At 60.2% G+C, this 17,151-nt stretch carries 18 protein-coding genes; 12 read left to right on the forward strand and 6 right to left on the reverse strand.

Annotated elements, in window-relative coordinates:
• Positions 1–8: 8 nt before the first annotated feature.
• The 11 genes from ACQZ6F_RS25595 (at position 9) to ACQZ6F_RS25645 (ending at position 9,673) form a co-directional block, all read left to right on the forward strand.
• Entirely contained in the window at positions 9–1,256 is a 1,248-nt protein-coding gene (locus ACQZ6F_RS25595; RefSeq protein WP_449094551.1) for an extracellular solute-binding protein, read from the forward strand.
• Between the two features lie 10 nt (positions 1,257–1,266).
• Entirely contained in the window at positions 1,267–2,151 is an 885-nt protein-coding gene (locus ACQZ6F_RS25600; protein ID WP_449094552.1) for a carbohydrate ABC transporter permease, read from the forward strand.
• Complete coding sequence (locus ACQZ6F_RS25605) at positions 2,148–2,987, forward strand: carbohydrate ABC transporter permease (protein ID WP_449094553.1); 840 nt, start codon at positions 2,148–2,150, stop codon at positions 2,985–2,987. The genes ACQZ6F_RS25600 and ACQZ6F_RS25605 overlap by 4 nt, the downstream gene beginning before the upstream one ends.
• Before the next feature lie 7 nt (positions 2,988–2,994).
• Positions 2,995–3,795 (forward strand): PfkB family carbohydrate kinase, encoded by an 801-nt coding sequence (locus ACQZ6F_RS25610; protein ID WP_449094554.1) that lies wholly within the window; start codon positions 2,995–2,997, stop codon positions 3,793–3,795.
• A gap of 147 nt (positions 3,796–3,942) precedes the next feature.
• Positions 3,943–4,401 carry a phosphonate C-P lyase system protein PhnG gene (locus ACQZ6F_RS25615; protein ID WP_449094555.1) on the forward strand — a complete coding sequence of 153 codons (459 nt, stop codon included), beginning with the start codon at positions 3,943–3,945 and terminating at the stop codon, positions 4,399–4,401.
• A 2-nt stretch (positions 4,402–4,403) separates the two neighbouring features.
• Positions 4,404–4,949 carry a phosphonate C-P lyase system protein PhnH gene (gene phnH, locus ACQZ6F_RS25620; protein ID WP_077467397.1) on the forward strand — a complete coding sequence of 182 codons (546 nt, stop codon included), beginning with the start codon at positions 4,404–4,406 and terminating at the stop codon, positions 4,947–4,949.
• Positions 4,949–6,040: a carbon-phosphorus lyase complex subunit PhnI gene (locus ACQZ6F_RS25625; RefSeq protein ID WP_449094556.1), complete on the forward strand. Its 1,092-nt coding sequence runs from the start codon at positions 4,949–4,951 to the stop codon at positions 6,038–6,040. The genes phnH and ACQZ6F_RS25625 overlap by 1 nt, the downstream gene beginning before the upstream one ends.
• Positions 6,037–6,948, forward strand: coding sequence for an alpha-D-ribose 1-methylphosphonate 5-phosphate C-P-lyase PhnJ (locus ACQZ6F_RS25630; RefSeq protein ID WP_449094557.1), 912 nt, complete (start codon positions 6,037–6,039; stop codon positions 6,946–6,948). The genes ACQZ6F_RS25625 and ACQZ6F_RS25630 overlap by 4 nt, the downstream gene beginning before the upstream one ends.
• The gene (locus ACQZ6F_RS25635; RefSeq protein WP_449094558.1) at positions 6,948–7,775 is read left to right on the forward strand and encodes an ATP-binding cassette domain-containing protein; all 828 of its coding nucleotides are present in this window, start codon (positions 6,948–6,950) and stop codon (positions 7,773–7,775) included. The genes ACQZ6F_RS25630 and ACQZ6F_RS25635 overlap by 1 nt, the downstream gene beginning before the upstream one ends.
• Positions 7,776–7,785: 10 nt before the next feature.
• Positions 7,786–8,532 (forward strand): phosphonate C-P lyase system protein PhnL, encoded by a 747-nt coding sequence (locus tag ACQZ6F_RS25640; RefSeq protein WP_449094559.1) that lies wholly within the window; start codon positions 7,786–7,788, stop codon positions 8,530–8,532.
• Positions 8,519–9,673 carry an alpha-D-ribose 1-methylphosphonate 5-triphosphate diphosphatase gene (locus ACQZ6F_RS25645; RefSeq protein ID WP_449094560.1) on the forward strand — a complete coding sequence of 385 codons (1,155 nt, stop codon included), beginning with the start codon at positions 8,519–8,521 and terminating at the stop codon, positions 9,671–9,673. Before ACQZ6F_RS25640 ends, ACQZ6F_RS25645 begins: the two co-directional genes overlap by 14 nt.
• A 91-nt stretch (positions 9,674–9,764) precedes the next feature.
• Here the strand turns inward: ACQZ6F_RS25645 and ACQZ6F_RS25650 are convergent, their stop codons facing one another.
• On the reverse strand, positions 9,765–10,574 hold the full coding sequence (locus ACQZ6F_RS25650) for an SDR family oxidoreductase (protein WP_449094561.1): 810 nt from the start codon (positions 10,572–10,574) through the stop codon (positions 9,765–9,767).
• 7 nt (positions 10,575–10,581) lie between these two features.
• Positions 10,582–11,775, reverse strand: coding sequence for a phytanoyl-CoA dioxygenase family protein (locus ACQZ6F_RS25655; protein WP_449094562.1), 1,194 nt, complete (start codon positions 11,773–11,775; stop codon positions 10,582–10,584).
• A 107-nt stretch (positions 11,776–11,882) separates the two neighbouring features.
• Here ACQZ6F_RS25655 and ACQZ6F_RS25660 point away from each other — a divergent pair, with 107 nt between their 5' ends.
• Positions 11,883–12,902 carry a LacI family DNA-binding transcriptional regulator gene (locus ACQZ6F_RS25660; protein ID WP_449094563.1) on the forward strand — a complete coding sequence of 340 codons (1,020 nt, stop codon included), beginning with the start codon at positions 11,883–11,885 and terminating at the stop codon, positions 12,900–12,902.
• Positions 12,903–12,927: 25 nt separating this feature from the next.
• On the opposite strand, the gene ACQZ6F_RS25665 is transcribed toward ACQZ6F_RS25660, so the two are convergent.
• The 4 genes from ACQZ6F_RS25665 to ACQZ6F_RS25680 form a co-directional block, all read right to left on the reverse strand.
• Positions 12,928–13,929, reverse strand: coding sequence for a hypothetical protein (locus tag ACQZ6F_RS25665; protein ID WP_449094564.1), 1,002 nt, complete (start codon positions 13,927–13,929; stop codon positions 12,928–12,930).
• 121 nt (positions 13,930–14,050) lie between these two features.
• Positions 14,051–14,854, reverse strand: coding sequence for a phosphonoacetaldehyde hydrolase (gene phnX / locus ACQZ6F_RS25670; protein WP_449094565.1), 804 nt, complete (start codon positions 14,852–14,854; stop codon positions 14,051–14,053).
• Positions 14,851–16,005, reverse strand: a complete 1,155-nt coding sequence (locus ACQZ6F_RS25675; RefSeq protein WP_449094566.1) for a TIGR03364 family FAD-dependent oxidoreductase — start codon at positions 16,003–16,005, stop codon at positions 14,851–14,853. Before ACQZ6F_RS25675 ends, phnX begins: the two co-directional genes overlap by 4 nt.
• A gap of 154 nt (positions 16,006–16,159) precedes the next feature.
• Complete coding sequence (locus tag ACQZ6F_RS25680) at positions 16,160–17,062, reverse strand: LysR family transcriptional regulator (RefSeq protein ID WP_449094567.1); 903 nt, start codon at positions 17,060–17,062, stop codon at positions 16,160–16,162.
• Between the last annotated feature and the right edge of the window lie 89 nt (positions 17,063–17,151).

Below are 17,151 nucleotides of genomic sequence, written 5' to 3' on the forward strand. Positions count from 1 at the left end.
AGGGTATAATGGTAGAGCTTAATCGTCGGCAATTTATTGCAGGTACAACAGCAGTCATCGGCGCAAACATCGCGCTGACCGGAAAAGCTCGATCGGCCGATGCGGCCATTGAAATCTCGAGCACCTGGGGCTCCGACAAGCCGTTCCAGAAGGTTGTCGACGCATTCAACGCCAAGAATCTCGGCGTCACTGTTACGAACCGCTTCGACGGTGACTATGAAGCGGTGACCGCAAAGGCGGTTGCCAGCATCGCCGCCGGTCGTCCGCCTGCGATGATGATCACCGGCTGGAAATTTGGCTATTTCGCCAAGCGCACGCTTGGCGCCCGCGATCTGCGTGAAATCAATGCCGCGAAGGCAGAGGCCATCCTTGCCAATTTCCGTTCTTCCGTGCTGCCGCTCGTCACCATTGATGGCGCGGTCATCGGCCTTCCTTGGGCCATGTCGACACCGATCACCTATATCAACAGCGAGATTTGGCAGGCAGCCGGGCTCGATCCGAACCTGCCGGAAACACCGGATACGACGTGGCTTTACGACAGTGCCCGCAAGCTCGATGCCGCGCTGAAGGGCAAGCATCCGACCTATCGTTCGCCGATCTCGCTCTCCAACAACGAATGGACGAGCCAGTCCTTCATCCAGAACGCGGGCGGCTTCATTATCGACCCGGCCGGCAAGCTGGCCTTGAACAGCCCCGAAGCCATCGCCGGCATGACGGAATATTGCGCTCCGGCGCATGAGGGCCTTTGGCTCCCCGTCAGCGACAAGGAACAGACCGCCGCATTCCAATCCGGTGCCCTTGCCATCTGCACGACCAGCTCGACCTCGGCCGTCACCTTCCCGTTCGGCGCTGCAAAAGCCGTCACGACCAAGTTCCCGAGCCTTCCCGGCCATGCACGCAAGATGAACAGCGGTGGCAATTTCATCGCCGTCTACACCCGCAACAAGGAACAGGCGGAAGCCTCGCTCGCCTTCCTTGAATTCTGCGCGTCGAAGGAAGGCCAAGCGCTCTGGTCGCAGACCGGCTACCTCAACACGTCGACGCATGACATTCCCCTGATCAACGACTTCATGAAGCCGGCAGCCGGCCAGCTGATGGACGGCTTGACCGCAGAAACCATCTGGCCGGGCAAGCGTGGCCTCGAAGGTCAGGCCGTGTGGCGCAAGTGGGTTTCGCGCATGTTGCTTAAGGAGACGACTGTCGCCGACGGCATCAAGGGCGCTCATGACGAGCTGACAGGCCTGATTTCGGCATAGGCACAGCATCATGCCATTTCGTCTTAGATCGCTGGCCCCCTATCTGTTCGTGGGGCCAGCCGTTCTCGCCGTTGCGATATTCCTCTATGGCCCGCTCATCGCTTCGATGGTGCTGTCCGTAATCGACTGGAATCTGCTGTCGTCGGACATCCGCTTCGTCGGCTTGGACAATTATGCGTCCGTTTTCGCTAATGCCGATTTTCGCGCCGCGGCCTGGAATACGCTGCTCTATTGCGTAGTCCTCATCCCGGCCGAGATTATCGTGCCATTGATCTTTGCAGTCATGCTTCATTCGGTGCGCAAGAACCCGATGCAGGCCTTTTATCGCGGCAGCCTGTTTCTGCCGACGATCGTCGCCTATTCCGTCGCGGGCGTCGCCTGGTCTTGGTTGTTCAACCCCATCAACGGCCTGTTCAACGAAATCCTTGGCTATTTCGGCTTTCCGCCGTCGCGTTGGCACACCGATCCGAGCCTGGCGCTGCTGTGCGTGAGCCTCGTGACATTCTGGAAAACCTTCGGCCTCAACATGCTTCTCTGGCTGGCGGCGCTGGCAAACCTGCCGCATCAACTGCGTGAGGCATCGCAGCTCGATGGCGCGGGCTCGCTGCGGCATTTCTTCAACATCAGCCTGCCGCTGATGACGCCGACGGCCTTCTTCATCAGCGTCACCACCTTTTTCCACGTCCTCGATGACATTGTCGGCATTATCGACGTCCTGACCCATGGCGGGCCTGCGGGCGCCAGTTCGAGCCTGCTGTATTTCCTGTGGCAGCAAGGACTGCTGTTCTTCCAGTTCGGACCCGCAAGTGCCGTTGCCGTCATCATCATCGTGCTCGTGCTTGCCGTGACCTGGTTGCAGTTCCGCGTCAGCGAAAAGCGGGTCCACTACAGATGAACAATCTTGGCTCGAAGCTGCACCGGCTGCTGCTTCATATCGCGCTGCTGGCGATCTGCATTGTCACCGTATTTCCGCTGGTCTGGATGGTTTCGGCTGCCTTCACGCCGAACGAGATCATCATGTCGAAGTCGGTTCGACTTTGGCCGGAAGATCCGACATTATCGAACTTCACCGTTGCCGCCAGCCGTCATCCCATCTGGATGTGGCTGTGGAATTCGTTGCTGACGGCTACCCTCATCACCATCGGAAAGCTCATTCTCGCCGTCCCTGCGGGTTTTGCCTTCGGGCGGCTGGAATTTCCGGGACGGCAGACACTCTTCTGGTTCGTCATCGCCACCATGTCCTTTCCGAGCGTGCTGGCGATCATCCCGACCTATATCGCCGTCGTTAAACTGCAGGCCTTCAACACCTATGGAGCGATGATCATTCCGTCGATCCCCTATATCGGCTTCTACGTCTTCTACATGCGGCAGGCGTTCCGGTCGCTGCCGGCCTCGATGTTCGAGGCAGCGCGGATGGATGGCAGCGGCCTGGGGCGGCAATTCATCGAGATCGGCCTGCCAAATGTCATCCCGGCGATCGCGGCGCTTTCGGTCATCTCCTTCATGGGCGCCTGGAACATCTATCTCTGGGGTCAGCTCGTGCTGGACGACGCCTTCAAGAAGACGCTGACGACCGGCATTGCTTCCTTTGCCGATCTCGAGGGAGCCGATCGGGCATGGGGACCACTGATGGCCACGAGTTTGCTGTCGATCGTACCCGTTCTTCTGATATTCCTGCTGGCACAGCGCTTCATCGTCGATGCGCTGGCCCCCGGCATTGACGACAGATAGGCAGAGCATGCCCCGTGTAATTGTTATCGGATCGGTGAACCACGATCGCATATGGCAGCTGGACGCACCACTGGTGCCGGGCCGGCGGATACAGTTCTCATCCCGGACAACCCGGCTCGGCGGCGGTGCCTTCTATACGGGTCGACAGCTTCTGGAACTGGGAGCCAACGTCGCCATCCTTTCGCGGCTGATGCAGGACGAACAGGGGCAAGCAGCGCTGAAATCTCTCGTCGCCGATGGCTTCGACAGCCAATACATCATGATGGCGCCGGGCGAGACCATGCCGCTGGAAATCTTCCTCGAACCGAATGGAGAGAGGACCATCCTCGCACCCACGAGGCAATTGGCGCCGTTAACGGCCAGCGAGAAACTCTCGAGCGCGGGCGTCTACATCAATGCGCTCAGCCTCGACGAAAGCCTTGTCGGTCAGATCGATGCCCAGCCGCTCGTCATCTCCCAATTTCCGCTGCGGCCTGCAACGCCGCGTCCCGCCGACTATGTGATCTCCTCCCGTGACGATATCGCGGATGATCTCCACGTCGCTTGGCTGCGCGCCGGTCAAATCGCCGGTCCGCGCCTGAAGATGCTTGTGCTGACCGATGGGCCTCGCCCGATCAGCCTGTTCGATGGATCGACGACCGTGGAAGTGGAGCCGGCGGCAAAGGTCGATACCGCAAATACGATCGGCGCAGGGGATCGGTTTGCCGGCGCCTTGCTGTTCGCCTTGCTGGAAGGGCTGGAGCCGGCAGCCGCGGCGCGGGAAGCAAGCCGCGTGACGGCGGAATGGTTGCGCCGGCGCGAAGGCTGAGCATCCCCCTCCTTCGGGATCAGAAATATCGCCCTTGCGCAGCGAAACGGCATGGACAATTCATTCGGATGATTATAGAAATTATTCGAATGTCTTTGACGTCAGGCGTCCAGCCTGAACGAACCACAACTGCCAAGGAAGAAGACCATGACCGAGGAGAAGACCGGTAGTCCGGTCCGTGAATCCTATATTCATGCGCAGACGCTGGAAATTCTTGCCGCAGGCCGTCCTGCCAACATAAAGGCGGTTGCCGAACAGGTGCTCGACACGCTCGGCGAGGTCGCCGTTCTCGTCAACCGCACCGGCCTTGCCATGCTTCCACTGACCGATACGGTCTGCGGCACGGCCTTTCATCTGGGCGAGGTTCTGGTGTCCGAGGCGCATATCCGCGTGCCGGAGCGATCTGTCGAAGGTTATGGCGCGGTCATCGGCCGGGATCTCGAGCATGCCATGGCGATGGCGATCATCGATGCGGCGATCACCGCCGGCCATCAGGCCGACATCATCCTTGAACTTCTGGATGCCGAACGGCGTCATCAGGAAGCAGAGGATCGGCTGCTGCTGCAAAAAGTCGAAGCGACCCGCGTGCAGATGGAGACGTTCTGACCATGGCACACAATCTTCTGCCTACCCTGGACGACACCCGCACCAACGCGACCTTCGAAGAACTCATGTGGGCACTCAGCCGGCCCGGCCAGCTACGCGAGATGCCGGGAGAAGGCTTCTGGATCCTCGCAGAGAGCCTGCTTGATCGCGAATGCAGCTTCCACGCTCCGAATGATCCGTCTTTGGACACGATGTTGGCCACAACCGGGGCTCGGCGAGCACCGCTTGCCGAGGCAGACTATGTTTTCGCGGCGATCGACTCCGCCGAAAGCGTCGAGGCTCTCTCGTCGTTGCGCATCGGCACCCTCGCCTATCCGGATGATGCCGCGACCCTATTCGTGACTGCAAAGTTCGGCATCGGGCAGCGGCTGCGCCTCACCGGCCCCGGCATTAAGGACAGCATCACGATCGAGATTGACGGCATCGACCCCGGCTTCTGGCAGATGCGCCGCAAGGCGATCCGCTATCCGCTCGGCTGGGACCTCTATCTCGTCGACAGCAAGCGCCTGCTCGGCATTCCCCGCTCAACCACAATCGAGGTGCTCTGATGGCCTATGTAGCAACCCGAGGTGGCGAATATGCCATCGACCAGGCCGAGCGGCTCTTCCGCGGCGATCTCGGCGCGATCACCCGCGAGCGTGTCGAAGCGGTCAAGACCGGCCTTCCCTATCTCATCGACCGAGTGATGGGCGAGGCGTCGCTTTATGAGCCCGATCTCGCTGCCCTCGCTTTGGCGCAGGCTGGCGGCGATCTCTATGAGGCGATCCTGCTGCTGCGCGCCTACCGCACGACGCAACCGAGGATTGCCGTTGCAGAACCAGTCGGCCAGACGGATCTTTTCACCGTTCGCCGCATCTCGGCCGCCTTTAAGGATATTCCGGGCGGTCAGATCCTCGGGCCGACGCTCGATTATTCGCATCGCCTGCTGCAGGTCGATGTGCTGAAGGGCGTGGACTATGTGCCCGAGCCGGTGATCCCGGCCGCCGAACCGGCGCCTGCGAGCCAACCTTCGCTCACCAGTTGGCAGAAGGCGCAAGGTCTTATTCCGGAGCACCCGGTCGAAACGGTCGCGCCCGACGATATCCCTGACCTGACGCGCGAACCGCTGCTCTTTCCCGCAACGCGGGCACATAAACTGCAGAGCCTGGCGCGCGCCGATACCGGCGGAACCCTGGCGCTCGGATATTCAACCATGCGCGGCTATAGCTCCGTGCATCCAACCGTCAATGAATTGCGCCTGGCCGAAGCACCGGTCCGTCTGCGCCATCCCTGCGGCACGGTGTTCAGCGCCGGCCGCGTTCGCGTCAGCCAGACCGAAGTCATCTCGAAATCGAGAGAGCTGGAACTGGGCTTCTCGGCCACCTTCGGCTGGAACGAGGTAAAGGTCATCGCCGCTGCGACGCTTGATCTCGCCTCCAGCCAACCCAATCCGCATCCGGCCGCCAATGAGGAATTCGTGCTCTATCATACCGAGCCGGTCGAAAGCTCCGGCTTCTGCATCCACTTCAAGCTTCCGCACTATGTCACGTTCCAGTCCAGCCTGGATGCACTGCGCCGCGTCAAGACGGACAAGAACGCGGCCGCAAAACCTGCGGACACCGACAAGCTTCCCTCACGACAAGAGGAGGTCGCACTATGAAACTGCAGGATCTGACAAAGCCCTGGATGGCCTTCAACTATGGCTTCCTCGATGAATCCGCCAAGCGCGAAATGCGCCGCCGCATTCTGAAGGCGATTGCCGTGCCTGGCTATCAAGTGCCCTATGCCAGCCGCGAAGTGCCGATCGCCCGCGGCTGGGGAACGGGTGGCCTGCAGGTGACGCTGACGCTGCTCAAGCCAACCTCGGTCGTAAAAGTGATCGACCAGGGTTCGGATGATTCCGTCAATGCCAGCAGCATCCGCAAATTCGTCGCCCGCGTCGGCGGCGCAGTCGAGACCGAGGACACGATGGCTGCAACCATCATCCAGTCGCGCCACCGAATTCCGGAGGAAAAGCTGCACGAGGATCAGATCCTGGTGCTGCAGGTTCCGAACCCGGAGCCTTTGCGCCCGGTCCAGCCTGACATGTCGGTGGCGCGCGAGATGCATGGCGATGCCGATTACGGCCAGCTCTGGCTCATCCTCTATGAACAACTCGTCAAATCCGGCCGCATCATGCAGGGATCAAGCTATCCCAGCATGGTCAACGGTCGACACGTTATGACACCATCGCCGATCCCGCGTTGGGATGTGCCGAAGCTCAACCAGGCCGACCATCTGACGATCCTTTCGGCTGGGCGCGAGAAACGCATCTTTGCCGTGCCGCCCTATACGCGCGTCGAGCCTTTGGTCTTCGACGATGTGCCCTACCGGGTCGAAGATCACCAGGACAAGACCTGTTACCGCAGCAATGTCACCGGCTTCTTCATGAATGAGATTCCCCAGGAGAATGGCTCCTCGCAATACGAATTGTCCGACAGTCATTTCGGCGTCAAGCATATCCGCAAGACTGAGGCCGAAGCGGTCGAGATCGGCGAGACCTGGTACAACAATGGAAGGATGGACTGATGGCCAACCTTGACCTCGCAAGACCAGCGGAGCCGATCCGCCAGCCGCCGAGACTGATGCTTGCAGACCCCATTCTGACGATGCGCGATGTCGCGCGGAACTATGGTGACGTGCGAGCGCTTGCCGGCGTCGACGTCACCGTCTATCCGGGCGAAGTGCTCGGGATCGTCGGCGAATCCGGTTCCGGCAAGTCGACGCTCCTCAGGATGATGAACCTTGAGGATACGCCCGATACCGGCACCTATAATCTGGCGCTCCCAGGACATGAGGGCCGCAATCTCTTCACACTCGATCGCTTTGAGCGGCGGATGCTGAGGGCGCATCACATCGGCATTGTCTATCAGAACCCGCATCTCGGCTTGCTGATGAACCACACCAGCAGTGGCAATGTCGCCGAACGCCTGCTGATTGCCGGCAATCGCAATTTCGCCGAGCTGCGCGAAAGGGCACGCCAATCCCTTGACGCGTCGGAATTTCCGATCGAGCGCATGGACGCCCGGCCGAACGAGCTTTCCGGTGGCATGCAGCAGCGCGTGCAGCTCGCCAAGGCGATCGCGCTTGAACCTGCCGTCTTGCTGCTCGACGAGCCGACGACCGGCCTCGACGTCAGCGTCCAGGCTCTGGTTCTCGATACGCTGAAGCGCCTGCAGCGCGACCGCTCCATCACCATGGTTCTGGTATCGCATGATCTCGGCGTCATCCGCACCATGGCGGACCGGGTTCTGGTCATGCGGCACGGCATGGTGGTCGAACAGGGCCTCGCCGACCAGATCTTCCAGGACCCACAGCACGCCTATACGCAGCAACTCGTGCACGCGAAGCTTTGAGGGAAAGACGATGAACATTCAGGTTTCCACCCGACAAGTTCCAGCTCCGGTGTTGCGCGTCGAAGGTCTCTCGAAGCAATTCGAAATGCATCATTTGAAGCGCACACTGTTTGCCTTCGAGAATATCGACTTCGAGCTCGGCGAAGGCGAATTCATTCTGCTCAAAGGGGAGAATGGCGCGGGTAAATCGACATTGCTGCGTACACTCTATCGTTCCTACCTGCCGCGTGGCGGCCACGTCTATTATCATACGAAGGAAGGGATCATCGATCTCGCGACTGCCGCCGATGTCGATATCGCCGTCCTGCGCCGGCGTGAAATCGGCTTCGTCACCCAGTTCCTGAATGCGCGTCCGCGTGTCGCGGCGGAGGAGCTTGTTGCCGAGCCGCTGAGGCTCGCCGGCAAATCACATGCAGAGTCCCTTACCGAAGCGCGGCGCTGGCTCGACGCTTTCGGTGTGAAGAAGCAGCTCTGGTCTGCCTATCCCTCCACATTCTCAGGCGGCGAGCAGCAGAAGGTCAATCTGGCCCGTGCGCTGATCCTGCCGCAACGCCTGCTGCTGCTGGACGAGCCGACTGCCTCGCTCGATCATGCGGCACGCAAGGCACTGGTCGAAAGATTGGCGCAACTCAAGGCATCCGGCGTTGCAATGATCGGTGTCTTTCACCATCCCGAAGATGTAAGGGCATTGATCGACCGGGAATTATATCTGGAAGCCATCAAGATCGAGGACGAGCAAGACGATGTGGCTGAGTAATTTTGAGATTGTATTACAGGACCGCGTGATCGAGCGCGGCGCCGTCAGGATCGAAGAGGGGCTGATCGCAGAGATCAGCGAACGGCCGGTCGAGGGCGCAGATGTAGACGGCCACGGCCGGTTTCTGCTGCCCGGCTTCGTCGACATGCATGGCGATATGATCGAGAAATGCGTGGAGCCGCGGGTCAATGTCCGAATGCCGCTGGAACTCGGCGTCTACGACCTCGACAAGATGCTTGCTGCCAACGGCGTGACGACCGCCTATGCGGCTGTTGCCTTCACCCCGGCAACCTATGGCCATGTCCGCTCGGCGGAAAATACCCGAGCAATGATCGAAAAACTCGCATCGATGCGAGACGAACTCTTGATCGACCACCGCGTCCACGGCCGCTTCGAGGTGACCTTCCTGCCTGCTTTGAAAGAAGCAAGGGCGCTGATCGACGCCGGCGCGCTCCACCTGATTTCGCTCATGGACCATACGCCGGGCCAGGGGCAATACCGCGATATCGAATTGCATATCGCCAATACGGCAAAGGCAAAGAAGATCAGCGAAGCCCAGGCTGCAGATCTTGTGAAGCAGCGCATGGCGGCCCGCACCGAACACGGCGACAGCACGGACATCATCAACGGACTGGCGGATCTGGCGCGCGAGCACGGTGTCGTGCTGGCCTCCCATGATGACGACACGATCGAGAAGGTCGCGCTGCTGCACAGCCTCGGTGCGGCGATCAGCGAGTTTCCGATCAATATCGCGACGGCAACGGAAGCCAGGAAACTCGGATTGGCGACCGCGATGGGTGCCCCGAATGCATTGCGAGGCCTGTCCTATTCCGGCAATCTCTCCGCCCGTGAAGCCTATGAGGCCGGCGTCCTCGATATCCTCGCCAGCGACTATCATCCGTCAGCCATTCTTCCGGCTGTCATCGCGCTTGCGGAAATCGGCACCGGCGGCCTTCCCGCCTCGGCTGCCTTGGCAAGCGCCAACCCGGCAAAGGCGCTCGGCCTCAATGACCGCGGCCGGATCGCCGCAGGGCTGCGCGCCGATCTCGTGATCGCCGAGCGCGGCCGTGTGCCACGGGTGCGCAGCACGATCCGCGGCGGCAAGATGGTGTGGTCCGACGGCTCCATCAAAGGCTTCTAGGCCACTCGAAACGGCTGGTTGGCGCTTCGCGTCGAGACGCAACACCCCGTCGTCAGCGGGAGGGCGTTGCCCTCCCGCCCAATCATATACCTTACATCGCCTTCTGCGGGTGCGGCGTGCCCTCATAGGCACCCCAGATCGATTGATCCAGATTGATCGTCGCACCGGTCATCAGTCCGGATTCCTCGGAGGACAGATAGGCGACGGCGCGCGCTACCTCGGCCGGATCGACCAGCCGGCCGAAGGGCTGGCTGGCGGCTGCCTTTTCCAACCAGTCATCGGCAGCGCCATGATACTCCCGCTGGATACGGTCCTCGCCATCGCTCGACATCCAGCCGATGTTGAGCGCATTGACCCTGATCCGGTTTCTGAGCAGCGAGAAGGCAGTGTTACGGGTCAGCGTGTCGAGCGCGCCCTTGGACGAGCAATAGGCGCTGATGAAGGGCTGCCCGGCCATCGACGACATCGAGGAGATATTGACGATCGTGCCCTCGACGCCGTTGGCGATCATGTTCTTGATTGCGTCCTGCATAAGGAAGAACGGCGCGCGCACATTGATGGCGAAGATCTGATCGAACAGTTCCGGGCTGGTGTCGAGAATGGTTCCCCGATCAGTGGTCGCCGCGACGTTGACCAGGGCGTCGATCCGGCCAAACTGCCCAGCCGCAGCCTCTATGACCTTGCGGCAGTCCTCGACGCGGCCGAGATCGGCCGCAACGAAGACGACCGGCGTGCCGTATCGCTCACCAATCTCCCGCGCCTTGGCCTCACCCTTTGCGGTGCTGCGGCCGCAGATCGTGATCCCTGCCGCCCCGCGTTCGGCAAAGAGACGCGCAACCTCCGCACCCAAGCCCTGCGTGCCACCGGTCACCACGGCAAATTTTCCATCCAGTCGGTTCATAGAATCCTCACGCCTCCCTGCGTGCCGCATGTGCGGCGATCAGCTCGGCAAACTGCCCCGCATCCATCCCCGCATCAAGGGCCTCAGCCATGATTTGAGCCTGTGTTTTCGGCGCGAGGCCTCCGACCGGCGGATCGCTGTCGAGATTGGTGGGGAAGGCATAGCCTTCGGCCGTCGATGCGATCACATTCGCCGCCTCAGCGCGGCTGAGCGCACCTGCCTGAACGGCGGCGAGCAGCGCCGGATAGGCCGTCACCGACATACGGCTTCTGTTGACACTTTCCATGGCCCGCCCAAAGGCCGATGACACCTGCAGGAGGTTTGCCATGCGGTAGATATCCTTCGAGACATTGTTGCCGGCGCCATGCATGACCGCCGGGTTGAAGAAGACGGCATCGCCCTTTTCCAGTGGCAGCTGCACGTGATGCTCGGCGAAATAGGCCTGAAACTCCGAGCGTCCGAAAGCGATATAGCCTTCGAAAAAGGTTTGCGAATAGGGCAGGAAGAGCGTCGGTCCACTTTCGAGCGGCATATCGCAATGCGCGACCGCTCCCTGCAGGGTCAGAAGTGGCGAAACCGCATGGATATGGCCGGGATAGGCCTGCATCTGCCGCGGCGTCATGAAGCCGAGATGATAATCGCGATGCGGCTTCTGCGCCGTACCGCCGGGGTTCACCCGGTTCATCTGCGCGGTCATCTGGTAGCCCACGCCCAGCCAGGCTTCCGATACCATCGCGACGGCAGTCGAGGCGTAGTAGTGAGCGAAATTCTCGGGGTCCGCCAGGCAATGTTTCTCCAAGGAGTTCCAGATGCGATCATTGGCGCCAGGCTTGGCAAAGTGATCGCCTGCCCCCTTGCCCTTCTCTTTCTCGTCGCGGACGATGGCTTCGAACACGGCGGTAGCCCGATCAACGACCGCAGCATCCGGCAGGGCATTCTTGATGACGATGATGCCCGGCCCTGCGGTAAAGGCTTCGACCCACTCAGCCATCAGCTCGCACCGCTTGTCTTCATCCTCGGCGGTACTCCGAACCAGATCGCCATCATAAATGAGGATGTTCTTCTCGATACTTGCCGCCAACGGCCAGTCCGAGGGATTTGCAGTTTTTTCGACCATGTCCCTGAAATGATCGAGATCGCCGCAATCGGCCGAAAGCCAAACTTTTTGGCTGCGCCGGCTGGTCAGTGTTTGAGCGTCCATGATGTTCTCCTCCCGAGATGACGTTCGACTTATGTGTTGAAGGTAACCTCGCCCCGGTCTATGAGAAAGACAGAAAATACCTCAAAAACACCTCAGAAGGATAGCAGGTGAAATCGCGCTTCCCACTGAAAGACATTGCCCTACAGGCCGGCTTGAGTCTGGCGACCGTGGACCGGGTGATGCATGAACGCGCCGGCGTTCGTACCGTGACACGCACCCGCGTCGCAGCAGCAATTTCCGAGCTGGAACGGCAATATGTACAATCGGGCCTCGCCGGGCGGCGCTTCGTCATCGACATCGTGATGGATACGCCGCAACGTTTTTCCACGGCAGTGCGCGAAGCATTCGAGGCGGAATTGCCCGGTATGCGCCCGGCCTCATTCTCTGCGCGGTTTCATGTTGCCGAGACGATGAGCGAGCAGGAGCTGCTGTCTATCCTCAATACCATCCGCCGGCGCGGCAGCCACGGCGTCGTCCTGAAGGCTGCCTCGACACCGGCTATTGCCGAACTTGCCGCCCAACTGATGGCGGCGAGAATTCCGGTTGTCACCCTGGTCACCGATCTGCCGGCGAATGCCCGCATCGGCTATGTCGGAATGGACAATCGGGTGGCGGGCGCAACCGCCGCCTATCTGCTCGGCCGCATGGCCGGAGAACAACCCGGCAAGGTGCTGGTGACGCTGTCGAGCAGGCTCTTTGCCGGCGAGGACGAGCGCGAGCAGGGATTCCGCAATGTTCTCGCGGATCGTTTCCCTCATCTTTCGACCGTACGGATTTCCGAGGGATTTGGCGTCGACCGAACAACCCAGCTGCTCGTCCGAGACGCCTTGGAACGGGAGCCGGATATTCGCGCGGTTTATTCGATCGGCGGCGGCAATCGCGCCATATTGAAAGCCTTCACCGAAGCCCGGCGCGAATGCACCGTTTTCGCCGCGCATGATCTCGATCAGGACAATGTCAGACTGCTTGCGACCGGCGCCATTACCTTCGTCATTCACCACGATCTGCGGCACGACGCCCGCAGTGCCTGTCAGCTCATGCTCGCCTATCACCGGATGCTGCCGCCCGATTTTCAGGTGGCTCCGTCGAGAGTGGCAATCGCAACCCCCTTCGAGCCGACGCACTGACTGCAACGACCTTGCATGCCACTTCCTAATCCCGGCTGCTCACCAGAAACCACTTATACTGAAGCGGATCCGGCGATCGGACTGCGTGATTGAGCGCCTTTCCTAAAAGATGCAGGCTCTCTATCGCCAGCAGGCCAGCTCCGATGTGATGAGCGAGCTCCTCTCTTGCAACAAATACTTCGACGAAACCCATGGGCAGAGTGCAGATCCACGACCAATGCGGCAGCAGCCGCGAGGGCAGGCTTGCCCCTTTCAAATAGCCATTGGCGTCGTCAATAGCGGTCTTGATATGCCCGAAATCGATCTTTCCAGCCTGAAGTTCATCCGACCATGAGCGGACCTTTCCCCGCCAGGCCTCGATGCGCGGGTTCTCGCGAAGATTGAGAGCCTCGGAAAATGTCGCAGGCGATGGCACCTCGATCTGGTTCTCAAAATAGAGTTTCACGATCGCCAGATCGGCAGGCTCCGTATTGCCCGCCTTTGCCTCGGAACCGATGATATCGGGCAGGATCTGGCTATAGGTCGGAATGCCGCGGCGGGTGAGTTCCAGGCTGATGGACGCCATGGTGAATTCCAACTCGACCTCGTGCAGCATCCGATCGCCGGCGAACCAACGCACCCTTTCCGGAATTTCTTCCAAATCCGTGGTGATCTCATCGAAGCTCGCGGAGGAGACGGTGATATTCCGTACGGCGAGATTGGAAATGATCAGGTTTTTGAGCGCGCGGAGCTCATCGACCTGATAGCGCCCCATAGGCCGGACGTTGAGATCAGGAGCGACATGGCCAATCCAGTGAAGGTGGCCATCGATCGGCCGCGGATCGATGTCGAGATCGGGTGGGAGCAAAGGCTCCTCGGCGAGAACGAACATCTCAAGCGCCTGGCGCTGATGCGCGGGGCTGATCCAGCCTTCGTCAAAGCCTTCCTTGAAGCGATGGCGAATGAAAGGACTGTCGGCGGCGCCCATGCGCTGATCGAAATAGAGCGCATGAGCAAGATTCCATGCCGGGAAACGATGGAAGAGCATGCGGCATCCTCTTGTGATGACGTTAGCCTGGGTCTTCCCACATCATAGCAAAGGCCTTTCTTCGCCGCGATGCGTTTCGTTGTCGTGCTGTCGAATAATCCTTATTTGAGCCCTTGGCAGATCAAGGCCGCTCGCCAGCGGCAAGCCGACGTTCGATGTCGTCAATGACAGGCATCAGATCGGCGACCGTATCGATGACATAATGAGCCCCGTGCTTCTTCAGCACACCGGACGCATGTTCGCGGACCGTGGCAAGCGCGTCGGGTGCCATGGTCGCGACTTCCTGCGGCGTCAAACCGGCTTCATTGCCGCTCAATGCGAGACCGACCGTCCAGCAGCCGGCGGCAACACCCTCGTCGATACCAACGCCGGTATCATCGACCTTGACAACCGTATTGGCGGGCCAGACGTCGAGATCGAGAAAGCACTTGTACATGTTCATCGGCGTCGGCCGGCCATGCGGCAGGTCGCCGGCGCAGACGAGATTGTCGACCTCGTAGCCCTGTTCCTTGGCAAGCGGCAGGACGCGCTCCATGATCGAACGGGTATAACCCGTCGTCGAGCCGATCTTGAGGCCGCGCTGACGCAAAGATCCGACGACTTCGATGGTGCCGGGCACGAGATCCGCAAACTTATGCACGACCTCCTCGTTCATCGGAACGAAGACCTCGTAGACTGCGTCCACGTCTGCCGCCGTCGGCGCCTTGCCATGGCGCGCCGTCCATAGCTCGTGAATGCGCGGCTGCTTCAGCATCGCGTCTATGTGATCCCATTTCGGGCGCCCCATCGGCTCTCTCGCTTCCGGGATGGTAACCTCGATGCCGAAGCGGCTGAAGGCTTCGACGAATACGCCCATCGGAGCGAAGGACCCGAAATCGATCACGGTTCCTGCCCAATCGAATACAACGGCTTTCAGCTGGCTCATTGCTCTGTCTCCCATGAACCCGATTTTGAACCATAAAGATCTTCGATGATCTGTTCGCCCAATGCGAAGCCGGTCGAAGCACCGGTGCCGCCCGTTACCATCGCGAGCCGAATATTGTCCGCAGGACGCTCGACCAGAACATTGCGCTTCTTCGAGGAGGCGTAGGTGCCGATCCAACGGTTGACCACATGCCGGCCCGGAAGGTCGAAGACGCGGTCGAATTCGTCGAGAATGAGTTGGTCGAAGCGGTCGCTTGCAAAGGGCTGCTGGGCATTGCCATAAACATGGCTGTCGCCGACAACGAGCGAGCCATCCGCAGACTGGACGGCGATCAGATGGATACCGGCGGCGCGGCTCTCGGCTTCTTCCCGATCCAGCCGCGTTCCGAGCGCTGCAGCCTCCGGCAAATCGGCAAAGCCCTCATAGCGCGCCAAGCTCATATCCGACATGACAGCGGCGCCAAATCGGCTTGGCTGCCCAGGCGAAACACGCAGCATCTGCAGCGTGCAGATCGTCAACGGGTGACTGCCGATGACATCGGGGAAAAGCGTCGAGAAATCGTCGCCGGGGCAAACGACTACTGCTTCGGCTTCGATGAGGCCATGGCTTGTTTCGATCCGCGTGCCGTCGATCGCCCGAACGGCGGTGTTCCATCGAAAGTCGACCTTGTGTTTGGCTTCGAGCCAGGCGGCGAGTTTCGGCAAAGCCTCGGAAGATTCCACACGCAGCTCGTGCGGGCTGTAGAGGATCGACTTGACTTCGTCGAGGCGCATGCCGGGCACGAGATCCCCCGCCTCGGTTGCCGTCATCAGGCGGCATTTCTCGCCCATCGGCGTTTTGAGAAAGGCCTCGACCACGACCGCAGCCTCATCACGTCGGGCCGGCATCACCAGACCGCGATGCAGCACCGCGATATCCGCCTCAGCGACGATCTCGGCCCAGATGTCGCGGCTGCGCATGGCCCGCTCCCAATGCGCGCCAGCCTTCTGTCCGGAAATGGTGACGAAGCCGAAATTGCGAATGGAGGCGCCGACGGCCTTGGCATTGCGCTCAATGACGACGACTTTCTTGCCCTGCCGCGTCGCAGCCAGCGCCATACCGAGCCCGACGATACCAGCGCCGACTACCGCAAGATCATATCCAACTGCCATCACACTGCCCTTTCCTCAGCCAGCCCAGCTCTCTTCGATTGGCCTTGTAAACGCCACCGAGCCTTTGGTCGGACTTTATAGGGTAAGGCATAGCAAAATCATATGACAGAATTATAAATTCTGTGAAATTATATGAATTGACTATATTTTTCTATCAATTGAAAGGGAGCTCGCCGTCCATCTCAAGCGCATGCTCCCTCGCGACCTCGAAGAAGGCTGCAATGGCCGCGTGATCGCGGCATTCCGGCAAGGTAACGAGATAGTGGCCGATGGCCAGTTCGGGTTCGACCAGCGGAACGACGTCTATGTGATCGTCGGACCGGACCTCCCCCTCGATGGAAATCGCCAACCCTATGCCGGCGGCAGCGGCAGCATAGGCGACATCAAGCGTCGCCACTTCGAGGACGGGCTTCAGCTTCACGCCCTGCTTGCTGGCAGCGTCTTCGAGCAGCATGCGGGTGCCGGAGGATTTGTTCCACAGCACCATGTCGTGGCTATCGAGATCGGCCAAAGTCAAGCGACCTTTCTCAAGCATGGGATCTCCCTTGCGGCCATAGATCGCCACGCGGGATTCATGCAGCCGTAGCGATGAAAAGCGGCTGTCGGGCGTGACCTGGGAAATCGTCGCAACATCAAGCTCGCCACGCAGTACTGCATCGGCCAGTTCCAGAGACGGGCCGCCCCGCGTCGTCAAACGCAGAGACGGAAATTGCCGAACGAAGGCCGTCAAGACCGGCATGATGAGCCGGTGCGCGCTGAAGCCGATGGAGATCGTGCCGATGTTCAGCGATGTGGTGTCGGTGATCGCCCGGTCGACCTCATTGAGGCATTTCAGCGTCACCCTGATCTTGGCGATCAGACTGACTGCGGATGGTGCGACGCTGATGTTATGTCCATCACGGATAAAGACGCGGGTACGGCACAATTCCTCAAACGACTGGACCTGTGTGGAAACCGACGGCTGGCTAATCCCGAGATCTTCAGCCGCACGCGAGAATTTTCCCGTGCGTGCCAATGCTTCGACGGCCTTCATTTGCGCAAGCGTAACAGACGGCATTCGCGATGGTCCCACCCTGAAATCGCACAGATATACAGTTCAATAAGTCGCCGACCCCACCGTGGCAACTCGCTTTCCACAAAGGCCGG

The sequence above is a fragment of the Rhizobium sp. A22-96 genome, from assembly GCF_053521805.1.

Bases quoted from the DNA above. Each gene is read 5' to 3' on its own strand.
- ACQZ6F_RS25595 (WP_449094551.1), top strand. From the start codon at position 9: ATGGTAGAGCTTAATCGTCGGCAATTTATTGCAGGTACAACAGCAGTC.
- ACQZ6F_RS25600 (WP_449094552.1), top strand. From the start codon at position 1,267: ATGCCATTTCGTCTTAGATCGCTGGCCCCCTATCTGTTCGTGGGGCCA.
- ACQZ6F_RS25605 (WP_449094553.1), top strand. From the start codon at position 2,148: ATGAACAATCTTGGCTCGAAGCTGCACCGGCTGCTGCTTCATATCGCG.
- ACQZ6F_RS25610 (WP_449094554.1), top strand. From the start codon at position 2,995: ATGCCCCGTGTAATTGTTATCGGATCGGTGAACCACGATCGCATATGG.
- ACQZ6F_RS25615 (WP_449094555.1), top strand. From the start codon at position 3,943: ATGACCGAGGAGAAGACCGGTAGTCCGGTCCGTGAATCCTATATTCAT.
- phnH (WP_077467397.1), top strand. From the start codon at position 4,404: ATGGCACACAATCTTCTGCCTACCCTGGACGACACCCGCACCAACGCG.
- ACQZ6F_RS25625 (WP_449094556.1), top strand. From the start codon at position 4,949: ATGGCCTATGTAGCAACCCGAGGTGGCGAATATGCCATCGACCAGGCC.
- ACQZ6F_RS25630 (WP_449094557.1), top strand. From the start codon at position 6,037: ATGAAACTGCAGGATCTGACAAAGCCCTGGATGGCCTTCAACTATGGC.
- ACQZ6F_RS25635 (WP_449094558.1), top strand. From the start codon at position 6,948: ATGGCCAACCTTGACCTCGCAAGACCAGCGGAGCCGATCCGCCAGCCG.
- ACQZ6F_RS25640 (WP_449094559.1), top strand. From the start codon at position 7,786: ATGAACATTCAGGTTTCCACCCGACAAGTTCCAGCTCCGGTGTTGCGC.
- ACQZ6F_RS25645 (WP_449094560.1), top strand. From the start codon at position 8,519: ATGTGGCTGAGTAATTTTGAGATTGTATTACAGGACCGCGTGATCGAG.
- ACQZ6F_RS25650 (WP_449094561.1), bottom strand. From the start codon at position 10,574: ATGAACCGACTGGATGGAAAATTTGCCGTGGTGACCGGTGGCACGCAG.
- ACQZ6F_RS25655 (WP_449094562.1), bottom strand. From the start codon at position 11,775: ATGGACGCTCAAACACTGACCAGCCGGCGCAGCCAAAAAGTTTGGCTT.
- ACQZ6F_RS25665 (WP_449094564.1), bottom strand. From the start codon at position 13,929: ATGCTCTTCCATCGTTTCCCGGCATGGAATCTTGCTCATGCGCTCTAT.
- phnX (WP_449094565.1), bottom strand. From the start codon at position 14,854: ATGAGCCAGCTGAAAGCCGTTGTATTCGATTGGGCAGGAACCGTGATC.
- ACQZ6F_RS25675 (WP_449094566.1), bottom strand. From the start codon at position 16,005: ATGGCAGTTGGATATGATCTTGCGGTAGTCGGCGCTGGTATCGTCGGG.
- ACQZ6F_RS25680 (WP_449094567.1), bottom strand. From the start codon at position 17,062: ATGCCGTCTGTTACGCTTGCGCAAATGAAGGCCGTCGAAGCATTGGCA.